Below are 24,602 nucleotides of genomic sequence, written 5' to 3'. Positions count from 1 at the left end.
GCGCCGCTGGGACGTTGATACCCTACAAGTGAGGAGCAGGACATGCCGGCGATCGGCTGGAAACTTGATGAGGCGGAGCGCTCTTCACTGCTCGATCGCTTTCCACCCCTCTGGCCGGACGTCATCGCAGATCACATCACGTTGGCGTCCGGCGTGCCCCAGGACGCTCCGCTGCCCGAGCCGCAGCAGGCGGAGATCGTCGGCAGCATCAGCGACGGCGAAGGACTTCAGGCCCTGATCGTCGTCGTAGGCGGGAACAGCGGGCGGCCTGACGGCGGCACCTTCCACATCACCTGGTCCCTCGACCGCAGCCGGGGCAGGGAAGCCGTGCAAAGCAACGACGTCATCGCAGACTTGGGCTGGAGGCGATTGCCCGAGCCGGTGCCGATCAAGACTGCGCCGGCTCGCTTCTAGAGGATTTTGCAAAGCGGGAGATGTTACCTGCCGGCTCGGGACAAGCTCCAGAGCATTTCCTCAATAGTTTGACTGACCCTGATAATTGCCCGCGACATTGTTGCCGGCCTCCTGGTTATCCTGCAATTCCTCCCCATGCCACACGTTACGGCCGATGAAGAGGATCGCGATGATCACGGCGATGACCAATATGATCAGCGCCGCCGCCCGTCCTGCTTTGGGTGGAGGCGGCGGGTCGACGCGGTTCATGGTCGGCTACCGATTACGGTCAATATAGTCGGCGACCGCGTTGACGCTGTGGCCGACCTGTTCCACCGCTTCCTCCAGCTGTTGGCGGGAGGTCCGGAAACGTTGCGACCAATATTGCACCTCAAGGTCTTCCTTCAGCGACACATGCTTCAGGTCGCGAGGAACCGGCGGGCTCCTGTTTTCGGCTGTGGCTTGGACGTCTATCATGGGCATGGCGATCGATTTCCCGAAAGGATCAATGTGCGTGCATCGCCTTGCCGTCGAGCATTTCGATATGATGCTGGACGACGGGGACGATCTGCTTGGCGGCGGCTTTGAGAGGCGCGGCCGATCCGCTGGCGGCATAGCTTTGATGCAGTTGCAGCGCGGCGCCATGGGCGGCTTTCTGCTGCTGCCAATATAGCTGGTCGCGCGCCGTGCCCGTCGCCTTGGTGAGGGACGCGACCTTGGCGCGTTGATCGGTGGTCAGTTGCGGCGGACCTGCCTTGACGCCCGACCTGGCTGCTGCCGCCTTCACCATGCCCGTGCTCTTGGCATGGTCTCGCACCATCATCGTGGCGAATGACCGCACCTTGGCATCCCGTGTGGTGCGAAGGACCAGCTTGCTCGATGTCTGCTCGAACAGGTCACTCGCTCCTGCTGCGGCCACATAGGCCGAAGGCGTCTGCGCAACGGCGGCGGCTGGCAAGGCTGCGAATAGTGCAGCGATCATCAGCGTTGTTCTTGATGTCATGGGCTACTCCTCTCGCGGGTTAGAGCGAGCGCCGGGGGATCATGTTCCAGAAGCGCAGGGGAAAGTTGCTAACCTGCATTATGCGGCGCGGAATTCGTCGCGGTCGTTGAGAAGGCAGCAGGAACAACGTGGCTCCTGGTGGGTCTGGGGCAGGGAGCGGGGAGGACCTTCCCCAAGCTGCAACCATCTGCATCAGGAGAGTGCCGCATGGCCCGGAAGATCGGTGAGGACAAGGGCGCCAAGAGCGCCGCGCGCGAATTCGAGACGAAGACAGGGGCAGGTGGTGAACTGCATCAGATTGCGGGATCGTCGGGTGATGTCCTGACGACGCAGCAGGGCGTTCCCGTGGCTGACGACCAGAACAGCCTCAGGGTAGGGGAGCGCGGCCCAACGCTTCTTGAGGATTTTCACTTCCGCGAAAAGATATTCCATTTCGATCATGAGCGCATTCCGGAGCGCGTCGTCCACGCACGCGGCTTCGGCGTCCACGGCACTTTCACGCTCAACGAAAGCCTGGAGGAGTTCACCTCTGCCAAGGTGCTGACCGAAGTCGGCGCGAAAACGCCGATGTTCGTTCGCTTTTCGACCGTGGTCGGCAACAAGGGCTCCTTCGACCTTGCCCGCGACGTGCGCGGTTTCGCCGCCAAATTCTATACCAAGGAAGGCAACTGGGACATTGTCGCCAAAAACATCCCCGTCTTCTTCATCCAGGACGCGATCAAATTTCCTGACCTGGTCCATGCCGCCAAGCAGACACCCGATCGGGGATTCCCGCAGGCGCAGACGGCGCATGACAATTTCTGGGACTTCATCACCCTGACGCCTGAATCGATGCACATGATCATGTGGACGATGTCGGACCGGGCCATTCCACGCTCCTTCCGCTTCATGGAAGGGTTCGGCGTCCACAGCTTCCGTCTGATCAATGCGGAAGGGAAGGGGACCTTCGTCAAGTTCCACTTCAAACCCAAGCAGGGCCTGCAATCGGTCCTGTGGAACGAAGCGTTGAAGATCAACGGCGCCGACCCGGATTTCCATCGCCGCGACCTGTGGGACGCGATCGACCTCGGCAATCCGCCTGAATGGGACCTGGGTGTCCAGATTTTCGACGATGATTTCGCCGAAGCGTTCGAGTTCGACGTGCTCGACGCGACGAAGATCATCCCCGAGGAACAGATCCCTGTCCGCCGCATCGGCAGCTTCGTCCTCGATGGCCAAGTCGACAATTTCTTCGCGGAAACGGAACAGGTCGCCTTCTGCACGCAAAATGTCGTGCCGGGGATCGGCTTTTCCAACGATCCGCTGCTTCAGGGACGCAATTTCTCCTATCTCGATACGCAATTGAAGCGGCTGGGTTCGCCCAACTTCACCCATATCCCGATCAATCAGCCGCGCGGCTGCCCCGTTCATAACTTCCAGCAGGACGGCCATATGGCGATGAACAATCCCAAGGGTCGGGTGAATTACGAGCCCAACAGCTGGGGCGGCCCGCGCGAGTCCCCCGATCGCGGCTACCGCCACTTCGCCGCAGGGGAGGCGGGGCCGAAGCTACAAATCCGCTCTCCCAGCTTCAACGATCATTACAGCCAGGCGCGCCAGTTCTTCATCAGCCAGACGCCCATCGAACAAAAGCACATCGGCGACGCGCTGGTGTTCGAGTTGTCGAAATGCGAACGTATCGACATCAGGCAGAGGATGGTCGCGCATCTGCGCAATATCGACGAGACGCTCGCGACCGTCGTAGCGAACGGGCTTGGCCTTCCCAAATTGCCCGATCCCGCTCCTGCCGCCGCCACGCCGCGTACGGATCTTCCCCCGTCCGACGCGCTCAGCATCGTCAAGAATGGTCCGGAAAGCTTCGCCGGACGAAAGCTTGGCATATTGATCAGCGACGGCGCCCCCGCCGCGCTGGTGAAGGAGCTGACCAAAGAGATAAAGCGCCTTGGCGCGGTGTACGAAATCATCGCGCCGAAAACAGCCGGTGCCTTGTTGGACGACGGCACCATCGCCGAAGCCAAGCAGAAGATCGATGGCGGGCCGTCCGTCCTCTACGACGCTGTAGCGCTCATCCTGTCAGCGGAGGGCGCTGCCCAGCTTAGCATGGACAAGGCGGCGAAGGACTTCGTCAGCGATGCCCATGCGCATTGCAAGTTCATTGCCTATGTCGATGATGCGCTGCCCCTCATCCAGCGTGCCGGGCTGCTCGAGAGTGACATGGATGAAGGCTTTGTGCGGCTTGAGGGAGCCGATGACGTCGAGCCTTTCCTGGCGCTCTGCGGGCAGGTCCGGCTATGGGATCGCGAATTCAAGGTCGATCTCGACGCCGCCGGTTTTCTGGCAGCGCAGGCGGCTGACACGCCACCGTCACCGTGAAGCCGACCTTAATGGTGTGGACGGCTGATCGTTGCTCCACACCATTTCGTCGCAAGAGCTTAACGACTCCAACATGGGTAAAGGGTGGCTGACCTATTTAGGCTATGGTTTCGGCGGGGGCTTCGACAGGGGAATCGCCCATGTTAGGCCAAGTTGCGGTTAACGAATCCCATTGCCATTTCCGCCCGCATCAGTTTCTCGCCCGGGAGGATGAGCAACCTGAATCGATTTTCCGTATCGATGAAGGGTGGGCTTGCCGTTACCGCTTGCTGCCTGATGGCCGCCGTCAAATCACCGGGCTCTATTTGCCCGGTGATATCTGCGAGCCGCATTGGGCGCTTGGCAAACGCCCCTCCCAACCGATTGTCGCCCTCACCAATGTACGCGCGGCGCGGCTTTCCTCGACGCCTCACGGCTCCTTTTCAGCCGAAACGCAGCAGGCTTGTTGGAAAAACCTAGCTGAGGTCATCGAGCGGCAAACCAACTGGCTTGTCACCCTCGGCCGCAAGACGGCGCTGGAGCGCTTGGCGCATCTGCTGCTGGAACTGTTCGAACGCATGCGCGCGTCCGGCCTTGCTTATGGTCAGCAATGCGCAATGCCGCTTACGCAGATGGAGATCGCCGACCTTACGGGCCTGACGCCGGTTCACGTCAACCGGACGCTACAGACGATGCGGGCGCGTGGCTTGGTGGAACTGCAATCCAAATGGCTGCGTATTCCTGATCTTGCGTCATTGCGTGACGCTGCGGCGCTTACCCCCAACGAGATGCTGGTGTAGAGCGCGCTGCCTCAATCGGAAGGAGGTCGCGCGCTCTCGTTTTTATTGTCGCATCGTTTTAAGCACAAAACCGGTTCCCAATTTTGCGCACGATGCTCTAGGCGCCGCGCGAAGCCAGATCAGCGCTGCGCGCCTTCGTTGTCGGATCGGGTGCTGGTTTGTGGCTGCACCTTGTCCTGCTTCGTCACACGCGTGGGTTCGGGATCGCCGCCCCGTGCTGATTATTCCTCGTCGCGTGATCCGACATCCCTCGCCAGATCGCCGCCTGCCGCGCTGCCTTGGCCGGGCGCGGGGGGATCGTCATGCAGGTCCGCGTCGTCGCGGCCTTCACTGCGGTTTTGATTTTCGGTCATCATCATCCTGTCCTTGCTGAGCGGCTCCGCCAGAAACGGGGTCGCTGTCATAATCTTCCGGATTACCGCCACCACCTGCCGCGGCGCCGCTTCCCTCGACCACGCCTGAACCTTCACGCGCCCTGTGGCCGCGATTGTCCTCGCGCCCGGTGGAGAGGGGGAGGGGCTGTGCCGCCTTGATATTGGCGTCCTCATCCCCCTGGTAGATGGGTGGGAGGCCCGGCGAACGCTTGTCCCTGTCCTTCTGACCCTTATCCATCGGATCGGCGCGACTTTTCGCCTGTGCCCTCCTGTCCGGCGCGGCTGTCCTGTTCCTCGCCGTGCCGCGTCATGGTTTCGGGATTATAGTTGGATGGGATGCTGCCCCCGCTCAGCGGGTCGCGCTCCGGTTCCCGGTCCAGCGTTGCGCTTGGCCGCCGCGCCGCGCCCGGCGGCTGGTTTTCCGTCGACATATTGGGATTGCGCGTCTGCTGCGTCGGCACATCGCGCTTGCTGCGTGTGGGGTCGTTCATCTGTTTTCTCTCCCGGACCAAGCTCAGGCGAGCTTAAGCCCTTCCTGGTTCATGCGGCGCGTCAGCGTGCCGCTTTCCTGTTCGCTCAACGCCTGCTTCAGGCGCGGGAACAGTTCCTGCTCCTCGCGCCGCATATGCTCTTCGATGTCACGGCGGAACTGGGCGAGCTTGGCCTGAAAGGCGGTGTGGTCACGCGTCAGGTCGGTCAGCTCGTACAGATATTGCTTCACATAGCCATGGTCGCTGTTGAGCGCGTCGGCTTCTTCCCGCATGCCTGCCTGGCGCATCGCCGCGTAGATGGCGTTTTCCTCCTCCATCGCATGTTTGCCGAGCGCATGCTTGAGCTGGGTCAGCAACATGCTCCGTTTGCCCTTGGCTGCGGGACCTGTGTCACGCAGCTTGTCGAACAGCGCCAGCGTCATCTTGTGCTCAAGCGCCAGCGCCTTATCCCAATCGCCTGCGAGCGCCGTCGGCGCCTGCACGGCGAGCTTGCGCCCGGCTGCTCCAAGCAGCGCTAGGCCAGCCCCGATGCCCGCGCCGAGCAGCGCTTCCCGGCCCGAACCATGGGTGAAACGGTGAAGGGGTGCATGCGCGCCCATGATGATCCTCCATCTGCCTGAATGGACGGACAACGGCCCTCGACACGCCCCGTTCCAACCGTGGAACGCCACAAGAGAAAGCGTCTAACGCAGGTTAGCGAGGCGCATATTTCATGGGCCGGGAGGGAACGGCGCATGGCCCTGCTGGTTGGCGGGGGATCAGCAGACACCCGAAAATCGAAAGGAGCGCAGCATGGCAGACATGACGCCAGGCCAGCAGGACGACGCCCCGCCCCTGACCGCCAAGCACAAGGAAGAGCGCGCGGCCGCGACGGCTGGCTTGCCTGAAGCGACGGGGAGCGACGTCACGGGCAAGACGGTGACGATCAACCGCCCGCGGCAAGAGATTTACGATTTCTGGCGCGATTTTTCGAACCTGCCGCAGGTGATGGATAATGTGGTGTCGATCGAAAAGCTGGATGACCGGCGGTCTCGCTGGACGGTAAAGGCGCCGGGCGGCGGCACGGTCGGCTGGACGTCGTTGGTCACGGATGACCGGCCCGGCGAACTCATCGCCTGGACGTCCGAAGAGGACGCCGATGTCCCCAATAGCGGGCGGATAGAATTTCGCGATGCTCCCGGCAATCGCGGCACCTGGGTCACCGCGACCATCCTCTATGATCCGCCCGCAGGCATCATCGGCAAGGTGATCGCCAAGATGTTCCAGCGCGGACCGCATATCCAGGCGCGGCGCGACCTGCGGCGGCTGAAGCAGCTGATGGAAACCGGCGAGATCGCCACAGCGGCTCGAACCGAGGCACAATATGAGGAGGAGCAGAACTGATGCGCGCGCTCACCTGGCATGGCAAGCATGACGTCCGCGTGGAAAATGTCGATGATCCGGAGATCATCAATCCGCGCGACGCAATCATCAAGATCACCTCGACCGCGATTTGCGGGTCCGACCTGCATCTATACGACGGCTATATCCCGACGATGCAGAAGGGCGATATCCTGGGCCATGAGTTCATGGGCGAGGTGGTGGAAACCGGCCCCAAATCGACCCTGCAAAAGGGACAGCGCGTCGTCGTGCCCTTCACCATCAGTTGCGGCGGCTGCTTCCATTGCGAAAAGCATCAATATTCCGCCTGCGAGAACAGCCTGCCTGCCGAAAACCAGGAGATAGCGCAGACGCTCTACGGTCATCCGATGGCGGGGCTGTTCGGTTATAGCCACATGACCGGCGGCTATGCGGGCGGCCAGGCGGAATATGTCCGCGTGCCCTTTTCCGACGTCGGCCCGATCGTGATCCCGGACGGGGTCGACGACGACAAGGTATTGTTCCTCTCGGACATCCTGCCCACGGGCTGGATGGCTGCGGAAAACGCCGACATCGAACCGGGCGACACGGTCGCCGTCTGGGGTTGCGGTCCGGTCGGCCTGTTCGCGGTGCAGTCCGCCTTTCTCATGGGTGCCGAGCGCGTGATCGCCATCGATCATTTCCCGCGCCGCCTGGACCTCGCGCGCAAGTTCGGGGCGGAAACGATCAATTATGAGGAAAGCAAGACCTACGAAGCGTTGATGGAGATGACCGGCGGCATCGGTCCCGATGCCTGCATCGATTCCGTCGGGTTGGAGGCGCACGGCCTCTTCGCCGACAATGTCATCGACCAGATCAAGGTGTCGACCTTCATGGGCACGGACCGCGCGCATTCCATTCGCCAGGCGATCATCGCCTGCCGCAAGGGCGGGCGCGTCTCCATGCCTGCGGTCTATGGCGGCTTTGTCGATAAATTCCCGCTCGGGGCCTTCATGCAAAAGGGGCTGACGCTCAAGACCGGCCAGACCCATGTGCAGCATTATATGCCCGCGCTGCTCAACGCGATCATGGAAGGCAAGGTCGATACGACCTTCCTCATCAGCCACCGCCTGCCGCTCGAACAGGCTGCGGAAGGATATCGCATGTTCCATGACAAGCAGAATGAAGTGACCAAGATCGTGCTGAAGCCCGGCATGGATCAGGTGGCGACAGCATGAAGTGGAGTATGCCCCATGTCCGCTCGTAAATTGGCGATCGTAACCGGCGCGTCGACCGGCATCGGCTTTGAACTCGCCCATGTCGCGGCGCAGGAGGGCTATGACCTCATCGTCGTAGCCGATGAACCCTTGATCGAGGCGGCGGCCAGGGACTTCAGCCGGCATGGCACGGATGTACAGGCAGTTGAGGCTGACCTTTCGACCATCGAAGGGGTCGACCGGCTGATCGCGGCTGCTGGCGGGCGTCAGATCGACATTGTGTGCGCCAACGCCGGAAGGGGCGTCGGCCACAGCTTTCTGGAACAGGATCTGGACGACTGGCGCAAGGTGATCGACACCAATATCGTCGGCACCATCTATCTGTTGCAACAGGTGCTGAGGCGGATGGTCGCGCGCAATGAGGGCAAGATACTGGTTACCGGGTCGATCGCCGGTTTCATCCCGGGCGCGTTCCACGCCATCTATAATGGGACCAAGGCGTTCATCGACAATTTCGTCGAAGCCATCCGTAATGAAATAAAGGACAGCGATGGCGTAACCATCACCAACCTCATGCCCGGCGCGACCGACACGGAATTTTTCGAGCGCGCGGGGATGGAGGACACCAATGTCGGCGAAATGAAGAAGGACGATCCCGCCAAGGTCGCCCGGGATGGATGGGACGCCATGATCGCTGGCAAGGCACACATCGTTTCTGGCTGGAAGAACAAGATACAGGTGGCCGCCGCACATGTCGCGCCGCCAAGCCTGATGGCGCAGTTCCACCGCCATCTTGCGGAACCGGACAGCGAGAAGGGAAAAGAATAGCAGGCGCCCGGCGCCTGTAATTCCCCATCCCTCTTTTACCTTGCGGCAAGCTGGGGCGGCGCTATGAAGGGCGCGCTGGGTCGCGCCATGGGGGGCTTGCACGGATAGATCCGGCGAGGCTGGGGGGAAAGCCTTGCGCGCTATTGGGAATTTGTGTCGGTTATTGGCCGGGCTCGGTGCTCTGGGCCTATCTTCTGTGCTGCCCGCTCAGCCAGAGTTTGACCGGCCGCTGTTGCAGGACAGCTTTCGCATCGGCAGTGGCGGCGGGGCGCTCTGTCAGGCGCAAAGCGTCAATGGCGATCCGGCAAACCGCACCATGTTCGATCGCGCCTGGGCCGTGGTATGCCGCGACGCCGCGCGTCCGGTAGGCCGCATCTACGCCCTGCGGCGGAAAGAGGTCGGCGATGAACAGGCGCTGCTTGAAAGGCTGGCGGCGTCGCGCCGCTCGTCTGTAAATTGCAGCGCGCCCGGCGGCATGACCCTGCCAGACATCGGCGCGGTGACGGTACGCTATTGCTCCAGCCAATCGGGCACCTACCGCATCCTTTCGGTCGAGCGCGGCAAGACGCTGTACGTGGCGCAGGGGTTCGCGCCCTACGACACCGTCCTTGACCTTGGCCTGCGCACCGTCGTGCTGGGACGCACCGTGCCGGGGAAGATCGACATCGTCACCACAGGCGGCAGCAATGCAGCGGCCTTCGCCCGGATGCAGGCCGCCACCCTCGATCCGCAGACGGTGCTGGCAGAGGGGTATCGCCGAAACGCCTCGGGCAACTATGCCGAGGCCGCCGAATTTTTCGACAGCCTGACCGACCGGCTGGCCCGAGATCCGGAGGCGCAGGCATTGAGCCCTGTCGAACGGGCGAACCGGCGGCACGAATATCTCGTGAATCACGGGTTGCAATTGTCCAATCTTGGCCTGTTCGATCAGGCCGATGCCGCGTTCGCGCAGGCGCGCAGCATACCGACAGCCGATGCTGTCCAGCTCCGCCTGCGCCGCAATTTCGAAGCGGTGCATCATCTCAATCAGCAGGACCTTCAGAGCGCGCTTGCTTTGCTCGACCAGTCGCCGGGCGGCGGCACCGCGCTTGCCGCTGGCGCTGATGGCGCGGTGACCCTGCCGAGCGACGTCGCGGCGGAATTGAGCAGCGGCGCGCCTGAAACACGCGCGCTCGGCGTACGTCAGGATACAGGGCTGACGCCGGGCGAACGGGCCGCCATACTCGATGCGCAAGCCCAGCAACTGCGTGGCACGATCTTGCGCCTGTCCGGCAAGCCCGGGCAAGCGCGTACCGTCCTCGCCCAGGCGCTCGAAGACGTGCAGCGGGTCCGCGGCGGCCGGGTGACGTCGATCACCCGCCTGCGCGCGCAGCTGCTGGGCGAGGTCGCTCTGACATATGAGGCGGAACGGGATTATGGCGGGGCCGAGGCGCGGCTCAATCAGGCCGTCGGTCTGATCGCCGCCCAATATCCCGAGACGATGGCCCTCAACGGCGCGCGGGCCCGGTTGGGCGCGTTTCTCGTGCGGCGCGGGCGGACGGATGAGGCGCTGAAGACCTATCGCGCGATCATGACGTCCACCATGGCGAACCGTGGCACGTTGACGGCGATGGCAAATCAGTTGCAGCCCTATTTCACGCTGCTCACATCCGAAATGCCCCGCCGTCCGGAACTGGCGTCCGACCTGTTCGAAGCGTCGCAATTGCTGGTGCGTCCCGGCGCGGCCGAGACGCTGGAACTGCTCAGCCGAGAATTGTCGGCGGGCGATGGAGAGGCTGCGCGCCTGTTCCGCCAATCTGTATCGCTCTCCCGCGACATTGAGCGTGGCCGCATCGCGCTCGCCCAATTGCGCGAAGCGGGACGGGATGACAGCGCGACGCAGGATGAGGTTGCGCGGCGACAGGCAGAGATCGACGCGCTGGCGACGGACCAGGCCGCAACGCTGACGGCACTCGCCGCCTTTCCGCAATATCGCGCCGTCAGTCCGCAAGCGCTGACCCTTGGCGACATGCGCGGCACGTTGAAAGCGGGCGAAGGCTATTACAAGCTCGCGCAGCTTGGCGAGGCGCTTTACGCCATGTGGATCGACGGGCAGGGGGCAACCGGCTTTCGCGTGCCCGTCAGCGCCAGCGAGGTAGCGCGCAAGGTAGCGGCTCTGCGCGAGACGATCTCGATCGATGTCGCCGGTGTGCAATCCACTTATGCGCTCGACCTGCCGGTGGCCCGCAGCCTCTATCTCGACCTGTTCGGCCCCATTGATGAGCGGCTGAAGGGCGTACGCCATCTGATCTTCGAGCCCGATGGCGCGATGCTGCAACTGCCGGTCAATCTGCTCGTCGCCAGCCAGCCAGGCGTCGACGCCTATGCGGCCCGGCTGGCAAAGGGCGGGGACGAGTTCGACTTTCGTGGCGTCGACTGGCTGGGGCGTGACCATGCGGTAAGCACGGCTTTATCGGCCCGTGCCTTTCGCGACGCCCGGCTGACATCGCCATCGGGCGCACGGCAAAGCTATATCGGCTTTGGCGACAATGCGCCGCTTGCCGGGCCAAGGCTTGCCGCGCTGAAGCGTGGCGCGTTGCCGGGCCAGGGCGACGATTGCAGCTGGTCGCCCGCGCAATGGAACCACCCTATTCCCGCGGACGAGTTGCGTCAGGCGGTACAGTCGGTAGGGTCATCGGGCAGCGAACTTATGACCGGCGCGGCCTTCACGGATGAGGCCGTCAAGGCGCGCGGCGACCTCGACCATTTCCGTATCCTGCATTTCGCCACCCATGGCCTCGTCACGCCGCCACGCGCGGGATGTCCCGCGCGTCCGGCCTTGCTCACCAGCTTCGCGCCAAAGGCCGGGTCGGACGGCTTGCTGCAATTTGGCGAGATATTCGACCTGCGTTTGAATGCGGACATGGTCATCCTGTCGGCCTGCGACACGGCGGGTGCAGCGGGCGCGGAAACGACGCGTGCAGCGGGTCTTTCCGGCGGTGGCGGCGCGCTGGATGGATTGGTTCGCGCCTTTATCGGTGCGGGTAGCCGGTCCGTCATCGCCAGCCACTGGCCTGCTCCCGAAGAATATCGTGCGACCGAAAGGCTGATGGCCGGGCTGTTCGCCGCAGCCCCCGACGAACCGGTGGGCGAAGCGCTGCGCCACGCCCAGCTTCGCCTGATGGACGATGCCGAAACCTCCCACCCCTTCTACTGGTCGGGCTTTGCCATCATCGGTGATGGCGCGCGCCCCCTGATCGCCCGGCGCTGATCAGCATGGCGGCGCACGGCCTGTTGCACCGGGGTGCGCGCGTGATGAGGGATGCGGGGCGGGGGCGGCTTGCCGGAACCGCGCTGCTGCTGTTGCTCGCGTTGTTCATCGCCGGCTGGGACTGGGACAAGCCGCTGGGTGGAGCCGGATCGCAGCGCGAAATCCCGACCGCCGATGCCGAACGCGGCCTCTACGACTGGCGCGCGGCTGCCTTCGCTCCCCGGGTCGAGCAGGACAAGCGCGTGCTGATGGTCGTCTATGACGACCAGACATTGATTGCGACGCGGAAGCGATCGCCTTTGGATCGCGGCCTCCTCGCGCGGGCACTTCGCAACCTGGACAGCATGGGCGCGAAATCGATCGGGATCGATATCCTGTTTGATCAGCCGCAGGATGAGGATGGACAGCTGCTTTCCGCCCTGCATGCCATGCGCACGCCGGTCTGGCTTGGTTACGCCAATTTCGGCGACAATCGCGAACAGATCATCTTCGAACAGCAACAATATCTCGACCGGTTCCTCGCTCAAGCGCGGACCGATCGGGTCAGGCCAGCCAGCATTCGCCTGGAAACCGACAGCGACAATGTTGCGCGCAGCTGGCCGGTGCCGGTGGCAGGACAGCCTCCGCTACTGTCGCTGGCGATGCAGCCGTCCCGCGCCTTCGCCCGATATCGGGGCGCCATCCAATACCGGATGCCACGCGCCCAGGCGGACGGATCGGAAGAGCCGGTGATCCCCAGCCTTCAGATCGACCTCATCGCCGACCCCTCAATGGCGGCTGCGCTCGCGCCGATGGTACGGGGCCGTCATGTCCTGATCGGTGGCGACATCGTCGATATCGACCAGTTTGAAACGCCGCTGTCCGGGCGGCAGGCGAAATCGACGATGATCGGCCTGGAAGTGCATGCGACGATGCTCGCGCAGCTGCTGGACGGTGCGCTGTTGCCCGCCGTGCCCGGCTGGGCCTTATGGCTTGCGGCGGCGCTGATCGTGCTGGCCGCAGCGCTGACCAGCCTTGCCGATTTGCGATGGTTCTGGCTGGTGCCCGCGCTTGGCTTTCAGGCTGGCGCGATAGCTGGCTTGCCGCTTTGGCTGCAGGCCAGCGGCTGGGATACCAAGGGTCTGCCCGCAGCGGGCTGGGCGCTCGGCTGGGTCATCGCGTTCGCGGCGGTGAGCGCGGCCGCAAGAGCGGTGAATTCGCAACAGCGCCGCTTCGCACAGGCCGCGCTTGGCAAATATCTTCCCCGCGACATTGCCGCGCAAATCCTGGCCGAGCCTGAAAAGTTGGCGCTGCATGGTGAAAAGCGGCCGATCTTCACCCTCTTCACGGACCTTGAGGGCTTTACCAAGCTCAGCCATGCGATCGCGCCGGAAATGGTCGCCCAGTTGCTCAACCGCTATCTTGATATGTTAAGCGACGTGGTGCTGGCCCATGGGGGTACGATCGACAAGTTCGTGGGCGATGCGGTCGTCGCCTTTTGGGGCGCGCCGATCGCGCGAGAAGATGACGGGCGCAATGCCGCGCTTGCGGCTTATGCCATGTGGCAGGCGGGGGAGCGGTTCCGGCAGGACTTGCCACCCGGTGTCCCCCCGATCGGGCGAACCCGGGTAGGGCTGCATCATGGCGATGCGATCGTCGGCAATTTCGGCGGCGAAGGCCGCATCCAATATACGGCGCTGGGTGACAGCATGAACACGGCTGCACGGCTGGAAGCGGCGAACAAGCCGCTGGAAACATCCGTGCTGGTCTCGCGGGAGGCCGTGGAGCGATCGACCCTCGATTGGTGGCGTCCGATGGGCCGGGTCCGGCTGCGCGGGCGCGCGACCCCGGTCGACCTGTTCGAACCGGTGCCGGACTTTCCGGTGGAAGATCGCGATCTGCTAAGGGCGGCGCTGGCCGCTTTCGATGACGAAAATGCGGACAAACGGACTGAGGCGCTGGCGAGCCTGAAAGCGGTTGCGCGGAAATATCCGGATGATGCGGGACTCGCCAATCTCGTGTATCGCTATGAATATATTGGGGATGGAGGAATTTATGGTCTGGGCTAAGGGGGCGGTCGCGCTTGGCATGGCGGCGGCTCTGGGGGCGGCCCCTGCATGGGCCGACAGCTTGGTGGTACGGTCGTCTGGACCCTCTGCCAGAAGCTATGCGCCAGGCAAGAAGTTGCCCGATGGGGGATCGCTGCTGCTGAAGGCGGGGGACGTGGTGACCTTGCTCGACACGAAAGGTACGCGGACGTTGCGCGGGCCGGGCCGCTTCAGCGTGACAGCGGTGGCGGCGACTCCTGCCACCGATGTGACCATGGCCGCGCTGCTCGATACCAAACGCGTGCGGCGGGCGAGGACAGGGGCCGTGAGAGGCGCCGTAGGTGAAGCCCCGGCGGCGACGAAGCGGCCCAATTTGTGGCTGGTCGATGTCGCGCAGCCTGGCGCGCTGTGCGTCACTGATCCAGCAGCCGTGCGCTTGTGGCGGGCCGATGCTGCAAAGCCCGTGACCGTCCGCATCAGCGGCGGCGGAGCGCAGGCGTCCGCCGATTTCGCGGCCAATGAAGCGATTGCCGCCTGGCCCGCAGCGCTGCCCGTCAAGGATGGCGCGGCCTATCGCATCGATGCTGGCGGACGTTCGACGGATATTCGCTTGGCGCTGCTGGGGGCGGCCGATGCGGGGATCGAGGGCATGGCGTCGGCGCTGATCGCGAAAGGCTGCCAGGCGCAGCTCGACCTGCTGATCGACACGGCGGCGCGCTAAGGACTTGATAAGCGGGCGGGCGGCGGGCACAGCGTCTGCGCCCGGACGGTCGCAGCGGCAGGGATGACAGGCGATAAGGCCGCTTCCCTCCTACTTTGGGGGTTGATACGTCGATGGGGTTTCAGGGGGCAATATCCCGCACGAATGGGCGGGCGCAGTGGGGGCTTGCGCTGGCATTGACAGCGATGGTGCCGACCGCCGCGCTGGCCCAGGCGGCGCCGCGCGCGCCGACTCGCGAGGAGCTGTCTCCGGGGCAACAGGCTGCCGACGTGGCGGGCGAGGGAAGCCGCCTCCGCGTCGAGGGAGGGGTCGAGCGTGCGCCGTGCCCTTTGGCCGATCCCCGTTTCGCCAACGTCACCGTGAACTTCGCCGATGTGCAGTTCGACGGCCTGCGCGGCGTCGATGCGAGCATATTGAAGGATAGCTGGCGCGATCTGGCCGGGCGCGACATTCCGATCGCGAGCCTGTGCGAAGTGCGCGACCGGGCAGCGACGGCGCTCCGCCAACTGGGCTATCTTGCGGCCGTGCAGGTTCCGCCGCAGCGGATCGAAAAGGGCGGCACTGTCCGCTTCGACATATTGATGGCCCGGCTGATCGCCATCGAAGTGCGGGGCGACGCCGGCAGGAGTGAAAAGCTGATCGCCGCGCATATGGAGGCGCTGAAGGGTCAGCCGCTGTTCAATGTGCATCAGGCGGAACGGCATCTGCTGCTGGCCCGTGACTTGCCCGGCTATGATGTCCGCCTGGCATTGCGGCCCGCCGGGACGGCGCCGGGCGAGGTGGTCGGCGAGGTGCAGGTGATTCGCCGCCGGGTTGAGTTGGACGTCAATGTCCAGAACCTCGGCAGCAATGCCGTGGGCCGCTTCGGCGGTCTGGCGCGGGTGCGCTTCAACGACCTGACCGGCATGGGCGACAGCACGCTACTCAGCATCTTCAACACCGTGCAGCCCGACGAGCAGACGGTATTGCAGGCGGGGCATAGCATGGCACTGGGCAGCGACGGTCTGCGACTGTCGGGCGACCTGACCTTTGCCTGGAGCAAGCCGGATATCGAAGGGCTCGACCTCAAGTCCGAAACCATGATCGCGACGGCGGCGCTGTCTTACCCGCTGGTGCGGCGGCAGGTGCATACCCTGCTGGCGAGCGGCGGGCTTGATGTCGTCAATCAGGATTTGCGCGTAGGCTCCTTGCCCTTGTCCCGCGATCGGCTGCGGGTGGTATTCCTGCGGCTGGAAGGCGAAGCGATCGATGCTGACAGTCTGGTTAGCACGACAGGCTATTCGGGCGTCGAACCCAAATGGCGGATCGGCGGAAATCTGGAGGTGCGTCAGGGCCTCGCTGGGCTGGGCGCGAGCGAGCCTTGTGGCGCGGCAGGGGCTTGTATCCCCACTGGCCAGCTGGACGGCGATGCTTCGGCCTTTCTGGTCAGGGCAGGCATGCAGGCGGAATATCGCCCCGCGCCCAAGCTGGCCTTCGCCCTCTCGCCCCGCGCCCAATATAGCCCAGACGCCCTGCTCTCCTATGAGCAGATGAGCGCGGGCAATTATACGGTCGGCCGCGGCTATGATCCAGGCACCCTGACGGGGGACAGCGGCATCGGCTTCGGCGCGGAAATCCGCTATGGACACATCCTGCCGCGCAGCCCGCGCGGCATCGCGCTTCAGCCCTTCCTGTTCTTCGACGGGGCCTGGATGTGGCGTCACAGCAGCGCCTTGGCCGGAAGTAATCCGCAGAAGCTCTTTTCGGCAGGTGGCGGCGTAAGGGCGACCTGGTCCAACCGTGCGCGGATCGACCTCACCTTGGCGACCCCCTTGCGCCGGGCAGGCGTTCAGACCGAGCGCGGCGACACCCGCCTGCTTCTATCTTTCACCACGCAAATCCTGCCGTGGAGGCGTTGATGTCCATGAAGCATAGCACATACTGGCTCTGGACCCTGCTGGGCCGCTCCAGCGCCGTTGCATTGGCGGTCGGTTGCGGGGCTGGCATCGCGCAGGTCAACAAGGCGTTTCAAGGCAGCTATACGGTGCGATCGGGCGATGCCTTCGTCTCGCAGGGCTCATCGCCGGATACAGATGTAATTTCGCTCAACTCCTCCGAAGCGATCATCGACTGGGCGCCTGACGATACCGGCGGAACGGGGGCGATCGACTTCCTGCCTCAAAACAGCACCGTCGAGTTCAGGGGCTTCAGCGACTTTACCGTTCTCAACCGCATCTTGCCGGTGAACGGCAGCGGCATGTCCGTTTCGCGGATCGTGGAACTGAACGGCACGGTGCAAAGCCAGGTTGGCAGCGGTACAGGTGGCAAAGTGTGGTTCTACGCCCCCGGCGGCATCGTCGCCGGTCCGGGAGCCGTGTTCAACGTCGGCTCTCTCGTGCTGACCAGCAACGATATCGATACGACAGGCGGGCTTTACGGAAGCAATGGCGAAATCCGCTTCCGGGGGCCGAGCAACGTCCTATCCTCGGTCGAGCTGAAGCCTGGCGCGCAGATCAACGCCTTGACCAGCGGCAGCTATGTTGCGCTCGTAGCGCCGCGCGTGGTGCAGGGCGGAACGGTCAGGGTCGATGGCGCCGCAGCCTATGTAGGCGCGGAAGCGGCGGACATCCGGATCAACGGCGGCTTGTTCGACATCAGCATCAGCGCTGGCACGACCGACGCCAATGGCGTGGTACACACGGGTAGCACCGAACGTCCGGACTCCACGGCAAGCACTGCCGCGCAAAAAGTCTTCATGGTCGCGGTTCCGAAAAACAACGCGCTTACCATGCTGCTGTCGGGCAATGTCGGCTACGAGGCGGCGGCAAGCGCGGTCCAGAGCGACAGCGGCGTTATCCTGTCGGCAGGTTCCGACGTCACAAGCGGTGCAATCGGCCCGCGCAATGTCACCGGCACGGGCGAGGCGAGCATCAGCATCGGCGGCGGGACCTGGCAGCCCGATGTAGCGGCGCAAGCGTCGGGCAACATCATCGTCCAGCCAAGCGCAGATGCAAACTTCGCAAACGTCAACCTGACGGCGGATCGGGCGATCACGCTGCAATCCGGTGCTGCGGGAGGTATAGCGGCAAGCGGGGCCATTGATTTGAAAGCTGGCGAGGCGATCACCGTGCGCGCTGACCAGGGCGGCAGCATCAGCGCGGGCAGTATGAACCTGACTGCCGGGATCGGCGGCGTCGGCGGGGTGATCGACGTTCTGACCTATGGCGGCAGTGCGTTACCGGCTTCCAATGGTCAGATTGTCGTCACTGGCACGATGCGGCTGGACGCAGGCGCGGTTGGTCTTGGCGATTACAACCTTCCCGTGCTTAACGGCGGTGACGCGACGGGCGGCGACATCAATGTCATCGCTGCGGGCGGATCGATCCGCGCGGGCGATCTGTTCGCTTATGCCGACGCCAGGGCGGGGATCGGCAGCGAAAGTTCAGGCACTGCAACCGGCGGCACCATCACCGTCTCGGCGCAAACTGCCGCTGGGCCGAGTGGCTCGCTGGCAGGCGAGATGGATTTCGGCGGCATGATGCTGAGTACATCGGCGGGGACGGCAAGCTATTCTTCGCAACCTGTAACCGGCGGCAACGCAACCGGCGGGACGATCGATGTGTCGGCCGAGGGCGGCAACATCACCACCGCCTATCTGGACATATATGCCAATGCGTCGGGCGGCGATGCGAGCGGCGTCGCGGGAACAGGGCGCGGTGGCAGCATCACCCTGTCGGCCAGTGCGACAAGTGGCCTGCGTGGCAGCTTCACCGCTGACTGTAGTTTCTATTGCACGATCAGTGCGGATGGCCGTGGTGGCTATGGCGCGAATGGAGCGAACGGCACCGGTGGGTCGGTGCTCGTTCACGCCACTGACGCTGACTTCACAATGGGTAACAACCTGTATCTGCAAGCGAACGGAATTGGCGGCCGCACAGAATATAGCGACGGCGTCGCAGGTCGCGGCGGAGACGGCCTGGGTGGAAGCATAACGGTTGAAAGCCGCGCGGGCGCCGCCGGAAGCGCCGTGATGCGCTTTGGCAACGTCTTTGCTTCGGCTGACGGTGCGTCCACAGAAATTTCGGAATCCTTCTCGGTAGGGTCGAGCCTTGGCGGATCGGATTTCAATCAGGGCGACGGCGGCAACGGCGCCGGCGGAACAGTGAACTTCCTGGTCGCAGGCGGCAGCTTTGAAGCCACCACGCTCTCCGGCGGCGCCTATGGGCGCGGCGGATCGTCCTTCGTCAATTGCCCGCAATGTGGTGATGGGGTCACGCAGTTCCGGGCGGGGACTGGGCAAGGCGGTTCCGTTCAGTTCCTGATGACCGGCGGCAATGCAACCATCGCCACGCTGGAATTGGGAGCGGGCGGCACCGGCGGCGAAGCGATGGCGGCCAGCGCGGCGGACGAAGTGTCGAGCCTTGCAGGCGCGGGCATCGGCGGCACCGCTGTGCTGGAGTCCCGAGGCGGCGCGCTGAATGCGGACAGCATCATAGTCGAGGCCAACGGGGCGGGTGGCGGCGGCGATCCCTATTCCTACTATAATTATAACGGTCCTAACGGCGCGGATGGCGGCGCCGGCGTCGGCGGCACCGCCCGTCTGCTGATGGGAGCAGGCGGCACTGGCCAGATCATCGTGAGCGAAGACCTTAGTGTCCTGGCGCAGGGCCACGGCGGTGCTGGCGGCGGCGCTGGGTCTGACGGGTCGGGCGGCTTTTACACAGCTGGCAAAGGCGGTAACGGAACGGGGGGCACGGCGGAACTGACGCTTGCAAGCGGCGCTTTGACCGCACCCTCGCTGCTGGCGTCCGCGGCAGGCACAGGCGGCGCTGGCGGCAATAACAGTAGCGATGCGGCAGGGGGCGCTGCGGGCAACGGCACTGGCGGCACGGCACGCGTCGCTTATCTGAACGAAGCCCATGCGATCGGCGCATTGACAGTCGCGGCCGCTGGCGAAGGCGGACAGGCGGGTATCAACGGTTACATCGACAGTTTCGACGAAGGCACCGGTGAGCCCATCTACGTCTACGGCGCGGGACAGGGCGGCGCGGGTGGATCGGGCCAGGGTGGCACGGCAGACATGCTGATCGACGTCGATCCCAGCTTCGCCAGCCTGATCGTCAGTGCGGACGGCATCGGCAGCACGGGCGCGACCAGCGGTAGCAGCGGAGCGGGCGGCAATGGCGCAGGCGGCATCGCGACACTCAATATCGGCTTCGGCGCCACCAGCGTCAGCGGTAAGTTGCGCGTGTCGGCATCGGGCTTTGGCGGTGCTGGGGGAACAGCATCGAACGGCGCGGCAGGCCGGGGCGGCGACGCCTTTGGCGGCACTGCGACGCTTGGCCTGACCGGCGCGTCGACGTCTCTTGATGCAGGCGACATCGGCCTGCTGGCGCAAGCCTTTGGCGGATCAGGCGGCGCTGGCGCTTCCCAGAGCGGCCTTGGCATTGCGGGCGCAAGTGGCGGCAACGCGGTTGGGGGGACGGCGCTGCTTGCCGTCGATGCGGGGGCCAGCCTGCTCACCGGCGCGCAATTGATGCTCGGCGGCGATGCGACGGGCGGCGCAGGATCGGCAGGGCTAAACGGCCCCGCAGGCGGCGCTGGTGGAGCGGGTGGCAACGCGGTGGCGGGCGCCGCCACATTGCGGATCAATGGCGGAAAATGGCGAGTAAACAGCAGTTTCTCGTTGCTGCCCGCCTACAGCATCACGGCTGTCGGCCAGGGCGGCGCAGGAGCCGATGGCGGCACGGCGAGCGATCCGGCTCTGACTAACGGCGCAGGCGGCAACGGGGGGACCGGTGCTGGCGGCGTTGCTTCATTCGAGGCGAGCGACGCGGATTTCCTGATTGGTCCCCTGTCCATCGTAGCGGATGGCGTCGCAGGGCTGGGCGGCGCGGGTGCGCTGGCCGGACTGACCAGCGGCGGCACGGCGCGTCTTACCAATGGCGGCGGTGCAGCGCTGGGCACGGGGGTGCAGCGGCAACTCGCATCGCTGATCATGACAGCCAATGGCGACACCGGCGGCCAGATCAGCTTCGCCGACAGCAGCACGGCAGCAGCGGGCGGTCTGGTCGTCAACGGACCCATGACGCTGCACGCTGCGGGAGCGGTGGTGCCGAGCTTTACCGGCATCAGCTTCGCAGCATCGGGCAATATCGTGCGGGTCGGCGGGGCAACCGATTTCCTGACACAGGGTCCGCTCTCCTTCGCCTTCACCGGCGGCGGTGGGCTGGCGACGGCGGGCGCGCTGACCGGCTATTCCGGAACAGGCATCGCGTTCAGCCATGGAGCGCGGGCACAGGGCGCCGACAGCCTTTCGGCGGCGAGCATCTACTTCAACACGCCCGGCGCCATCAGCGCGGCTGGGGCATCGCTACGCTCAGTGGGGCTGCTGACTCTCCTGGCGCGCGGCGGTGACATCGCCCTGATCGGCGGCAGCGCTCTGACGGCGGGCGGAGATCTGCGCCTGTTCGCACATGGCAGCGTCGACGGCGCGGGCGGCGATGTCTTTTCCAGCGGGCGGGCAGCGATCGGCCTAGGCAGCAGCACGGGCAGCATCCGCCTCGGAAATTTGTCATCGGCGGGACTGCTCGACATGGCAGACGCGAGCGGTAATGCGCTGAGCGGCTCGGGCATGGCAATCGGCGGCGACTTTGCAGTCGGCGGCACCTTGGCGATCGGCGCGGGAAGCGGCACATTATCAGCTGCGCGCATCAACATCGGGACGCTCACGGCTGGCAGCCAGACACTCAGTGCGGCAAGCGGCGTCCAGATCGGCAACGCGGTGACCAGCGGCGACCTGATCGTCAATGGCAGCCTTCACCTTGGTGGCAGCGACATCGGCGGCTTGCTGCAGCAACGCGGCGCAGTGGCCCAATTTGGCGGTCAGCTACTCGCCGGTGCGATCGACATCGACGCGGGCAGCATCAGCGCCAATGCCATGACCGCGCGAACTGGCGGCCTGTTGCTGCGATCAGCGGGTGCTTTGAACATCGCCGATGCGCAAGCGGCGGGTGGCATTGTTATGACTGCTGCCGGTGCACTCACCCTCGGCAATGTCTCAGGTAACAGCCTGGCGCTAACCGGCGTGGGCATCAGCGCGCAATCCCTGGCTTCAGGTGGCGCGGTGTCGTTGGACGCTGGCACTGGCGACCTTGTGGTGAACGGCCTATTGGCGCAGGGCTCCATCGCCGCGCTGGGCCGGAACATCAGCCTTGGGTCGAGCGGGGGCATGACGATCGTCAATGCGGTGGCCAGTGGTGACCTGATGTTGAACGCCGCCGGATTGATGGCGGTCGGCGGCCAGGCGAGTGGGCAGGCCGTAACGATCGGCGCTGGCGACATCGTCATTTCGGCGAACGGGCGGGTAAGCGCCACGGGGCTGTTGCGCTTCAACGCCCTGGGCGCTCAAGCAGCCATCGGCGGCGGCGATGCCGCGGCAGGTTACAGCCTATCGGCGGCGGAGCTGGCGCGTGTCTCGGCAGCCGACATCGCGATATTCGGCGCAGGCGATGTGGTCGTGCGCGATGTGACCATCGGCACGAACATTCTTCCGGGCAGCGGCCTTTTGAGCATCGGTGCGGCAGGCCTGCTGCGCGTGCAGGGAGCGGTCGCGATGACCGGACGCACCGGCACGGGCGGGCTGACCCTGACGGCAGGAGACGCGCTTGAGGTCATAGCCGGACTTGGGTCGATTGCGGTCAGCGATGGCAATGGCGGGCTAGGTGGCGTGCTGACGCTTGAGGCGCCGTCCATCTACGCTGCCACCGCAGAGGCGATTGCCGACGTGCGCGCGGCGGATTCGCTTGCGGCGCGTGAATTGCGGCTGGCGCAGAATGACGGCCTGGCACTGGAAGCGGGCATGTTGCAGGCCGGGAACATCCGGCTCGCGGCGGCCGACGGCATCTTCATTCAGAATAGCGGGCTTTCGACGAGCTTTGCGGACCGGCGCGGCTTCACCGCCAATAGCTTGATCATCAGCGGCGGAACTGGACGGCCGCAGATCGCGATCAACGGGCGGCTGGCAATGAGCGACGGAACCTTCGCCACCGGATTGGACACCATCCCTCTGGTGACGGTGAACGGGCGCTTCGCCGCCGGATCGAAGATCAACGGCTGCTTCATCTTCGGCGCGTGCGCAACCGTGAACGTGGATGGCCGTGAGACATTCGAGGGCTTGCTTGACCCCACAGTGGCGGTGTCGCGCACCTTCCCAACCACGCTGATCGAATTGCGCGACGTGGTGACGGAGGGCTATCCGCCGCTCATTGACGAACCGGTGACGGGTGCTGGCAATGAGGACTTGTGGGATCGCCCCTGCGGCGGCCCAGGGGAACCGGCCTGCGATGCGCAATAAGCGGAAAGAGCAAGCAAAACGGGATTGAAAGGGCGGGGCGGACGCGGCAAGAGCGATCGCGCGCAAGGGGGCGTGTAATGGGGGGCTTCATGGGCCATGGATGGAGCAGGCGCGCGGCCGGCATGATGCTGGGCGCGTTGATGCTGCTCGTCCTGCTGCTGTGCCTGTTGCCCGGTGGCGATCGTGGCGCGGCTGACGCTGCTCCGGCGGCGCGCAGCTTCACCGGCGTTGCGTCCTGTGCGGGCTCCACCTGCCATGGGCGGATGGAAGGCGACGGCAAGGTCGTGCGTCAGGATGAACTGATGCGCTGGCAGGAGCCTTCGAGTCCAGGCGGGGCGCACGCCCGCGCCTTTGCCGTGCTGTCCGGCACGCGCGGGCGGCAGATCGCATCGACCTTGGGCTTCGGCGATCCTACAGCGGCGCCCGCTTGTCTCGGCTGCCATTCTACCCCCGCGGCGGCAAAAGGCGCGCGGTTCCTGGCGAGCGATGGCGTCGGGTGCGAGGCGTGCCACGGCGCGGCAGGCGGCTGGATCGCGAGCCATTATGCCGTGGGAGCGACCCATGCGTCCAACGTCGCGGCGGGAATGATGCCGCTCGACCGGCCTCAGGCGCGGGCCGCCGTTTGTCTCGACTGCCATTTCGGCAGCGATCGGCCGGGCCAGTTTGTCGACCATCGCATGATGGCCGCCGGGCATCCGCGCGTGTCGTTCGAGCTTGACCTGTTTTCCTCGATGCAGGCCCATCATGACGAGGATGCCGACTATGTCCGGCGCAAGGGGCGGACGGACAGCCTGAAGCTTTGGGCCGTGGGACAGGCGATGGCGGTGGAGCGGGCGCTCACCCTCTATGCCTCTGCCAAGGGAAGCGAAGGCGCGTTCCCCGAATTTTACTTCTTCGACTGCCAGAGCTGCCACCGGCGCATCTATGATCAGGCCGAGCGCAGCAAGACATGGGAAGCGAACCCCGGACGGCCGATCCCGGTGGGCATGCCCCCTTTCAATGATGAAAATATGATCATGCTGTCAGCGGCGGCAAAGGTGATCGCCCCGGGAGCGGCGGGCCGGTTCGACGCGGACAGCAAGGCTTTTCATGCCGCAATCGCGCGGGATCGGGGAGCAGCTGTCGCCGCAGCGGGCAAGCTGGCCGCGAGCGCTGGCGCGCTTGCGAACGGATTTGCGGGCGCAAGGACGAGCGGCGACATGGCGTTCGCCATTGTCAGCGAGATCGCAGGCGGGGCGATCAGCCCGCGCTTCACTGACTATGAAGGGTCGGTGCAGGCGGTAATGGCCATCGACACGCTGCTCAACTCCATGGTGAAGTCTGGGCGCGTGACGGTGGGCGCAGCTGCGGGCATCCGGGCGGACGTCAATCGCGCCTATGCAGCGGTCAAGGAACCCAACAGCTATCAACCCGCCGCCTTCCGCAGCGCCTTGGGCAGCGCGGCGCGCAGTATCGGAGCATTGCGGTGAGAGG

General features: G+C 64.7%; 19 protein-coding genes. 12 read left to right on the top strand and 7 right to left on the bottom strand.

Features of this window, described 5'->3' with window-relative positions; all coding sequences use genetic code 11:
• The first annotated feature begins 42 nt into the window (after positions 1–42).
• On the top strand, positions 43–414 hold the full coding sequence (locus MU848_RS03235) for a hypothetical protein (protein ID WP_247230195.1): 372 nt from the start codon (positions 43–45) through the stop codon (positions 412–414).
• Positions 415–474: 60 nt separating this feature from the next.
• Here the strand turns inward: MU848_RS03235 and MU848_RS03230 are convergent, their stop codons facing one another.
• The 3 genes from MU848_RS03230 to MU848_RS03220 are packed head-to-tail and all read right to left on the bottom strand — an operon-like array spanning position 475 to position 1,396.
• Positions 475–663 carry a hypothetical protein gene (locus MU848_RS03230; RefSeq protein ID WP_097093026.1) on the bottom strand — a complete coding sequence of 63 codons (189 nt, stop codon included), beginning with the start codon at positions 661–663 and terminating at the stop codon, positions 475–477.
• 6 nt (positions 664–669) lie between these two features.
• On the bottom strand, positions 670–870 hold the full coding sequence (locus tag MU848_RS03225) for a DUF3606 domain-containing protein (protein WP_247230194.1): 201 nt from the start codon (positions 868–870) through the stop codon (positions 670–672).
• A 28-nt stretch (positions 871–898) separates the two neighbouring features.
• On the bottom strand, positions 899–1,396 hold the full coding sequence (locus tag MU848_RS03220; protein WP_247230193.1) for a DUF4142 domain-containing protein: 498 nt from the start codon (positions 1,394–1,396) through the stop codon (positions 899–901).
• A 207-nt stretch (positions 1,397–1,603) separates the two neighbouring features.
• Between MU848_RS03220 and MU848_RS03215 the strand changes: the two genes are divergently transcribed.
• Positions 1,604–3,769, top strand: coding sequence for a catalase (locus MU848_RS03215; protein WP_247230192.1), 2,166 nt, complete (start codon positions 1,604–1,606; stop codon positions 3,767–3,769).
• A 140-nt stretch (positions 3,770–3,909) separates the two neighbouring features.
• The gene (locus MU848_RS03210) at positions 3,910–4,548 is read left to right on the top strand and encodes a Crp/Fnr family transcriptional regulator (RefSeq protein ID WP_247230191.1); all 639 of its coding nucleotides are present in this window, start codon (positions 3,910–3,912) and stop codon (positions 4,546–4,548) included.
• A 221-nt stretch (positions 4,549–4,769) separates the two neighbouring features.
• On the opposite strand, the gene MU848_RS18960 is transcribed toward MU848_RS03210, so the two are convergent.
• The 4 genes from MU848_RS18960 to MU848_RS03195 are packed head-to-tail and all read right to left on the bottom strand — an operon-like array spanning position 4,770 to position 6,012.
• Positions 4,770–4,901: a hypothetical protein gene (locus tag MU848_RS18960; RefSeq protein ID WP_281494287.1), complete on the bottom strand. Its 132-nt coding sequence runs from the start codon at positions 4,899–4,901 to the stop codon at positions 4,770–4,772.
• On the bottom strand, positions 4,876–5,160 hold the full coding sequence (locus MU848_RS03205) for a hypothetical protein (protein WP_247230190.1): 285 nt from the start codon (positions 5,158–5,160) through the stop codon (positions 4,876–4,878). The genes MU848_RS18960 and MU848_RS03205 overlap by 26 nt, the downstream gene beginning before the upstream one ends.
• Positions 5,153–5,413 (bottom strand): hypothetical protein, encoded by a 261-nt coding sequence (locus tag MU848_RS03200; RefSeq protein ID WP_247230189.1) that lies wholly within the window; start codon positions 5,411–5,413, stop codon positions 5,153–5,155. Before MU848_RS03200 ends, MU848_RS03205 begins: the two co-directional genes overlap by 8 nt.
• A gap of 23 nt (positions 5,414–5,436) precedes the next feature.
• Entirely contained in the window at positions 5,437–6,012 is a 576-nt protein-coding gene (locus MU848_RS03195; protein WP_097093020.1) for a hemerythrin domain-containing protein, read from the bottom strand.
• Positions 6,013–6,205: 193 nt separating this feature from the next.
• On the opposite strand from MU848_RS03195, the gene MU848_RS03190 reads away from it, so the two are divergent.
• The 9 genes from MU848_RS03190 (at position 6,206) to MU848_RS03150 (ending at position 24,598) form a co-directional block, all read left to right on the top strand.
• Complete coding sequence (locus MU848_RS03190; protein ID WP_247230188.1) at positions 6,206–6,796, top strand: SRPBCC family protein; 591 nt, start codon at positions 6,206–6,208, stop codon at positions 6,794–6,796.
• Entirely contained in the window at positions 6,796–7,989 is a 1,194-nt protein-coding gene (locus tag MU848_RS03185; protein ID WP_247230187.1) for a zinc-dependent alcohol dehydrogenase, read from the top strand. Before MU848_RS03190 ends, MU848_RS03185 begins: the two co-directional genes overlap by 1 nt.
• Before the next feature lie 15 nt (positions 7,990–8,004).
• On the top strand, positions 8,005–8,796 hold the full coding sequence (locus tag MU848_RS03180) for an SDR family NAD(P)-dependent oxidoreductase (protein ID WP_247230186.1): 792 nt from the start codon (positions 8,005–8,007) through the stop codon (positions 8,794–8,796).
• 163 nt (positions 8,797–8,959) lie between these two features.
• A complete protein-coding gene (locus tag MU848_RS03175; protein WP_247230185.1) occupies positions 8,960–12,046 on the top strand; it encodes a CHAT domain-containing protein in 3,087 nt (1,028 codons plus the stop codon).
• Positions 12,047–12,051: 5 nt separating this feature from the next.
• The gene (locus tag MU848_RS03170) at positions 12,052–14,094 is read left to right on the top strand and encodes an adenylate/guanylate cyclase domain-containing protein (RefSeq protein WP_247230184.1); all 2,043 of its coding nucleotides are present in this window, start codon (positions 12,052–12,054) and stop codon (positions 14,092–14,094) included.
• A complete protein-coding gene (locus tag MU848_RS03165) occupies positions 14,081–14,794 on the top strand; it encodes a hypothetical protein (protein WP_201516357.1) in 714 nt (237 codons plus the stop codon). Before MU848_RS03170 ends, MU848_RS03165 begins: the two co-directional genes overlap by 14 nt.
• Positions 14,795–14,979: 185 nt before the next feature.
• Positions 14,980–16,692 (top strand): ShlB/FhaC/HecB family hemolysin secretion/activation protein, encoded by a 1,713-nt coding sequence (locus MU848_RS03160; RefSeq protein ID WP_247230211.1) that lies wholly within the window; start codon positions 14,980–14,982, stop codon positions 16,690–16,692.
• Positions 16,693–16,697: 5 nt separating this feature from the next.
• Complete coding sequence (locus tag MU848_RS03155; RefSeq protein ID WP_247230183.1) at positions 16,698–23,129, top strand: histidine kinase; 6,432 nt, start codon at positions 16,698–16,700, stop codon at positions 23,127–23,129.
• A gap of 122 nt (positions 23,130–23,251) precedes the next feature.
• Entirely contained in the window at positions 23,252–24,598 is a 1,347-nt protein-coding gene (locus tag MU848_RS03150) for a multiheme c-type cytochrome (RefSeq protein WP_380800144.1), read from the top strand.
• Positions 24,599–24,602 lie beyond the last annotated feature (4 nt).

This window comes from Sphingobium agri (assembly GCF_023051225.1).
GTDB lineage: Bacteria > Pseudomonadota > Alphaproteobacteria > Sphingomonadales > Sphingomonadaceae > Sphingobium > Sphingobium agri.
This window is presented reverse-complemented; position numbering and strand designations above follow the sequence as displayed.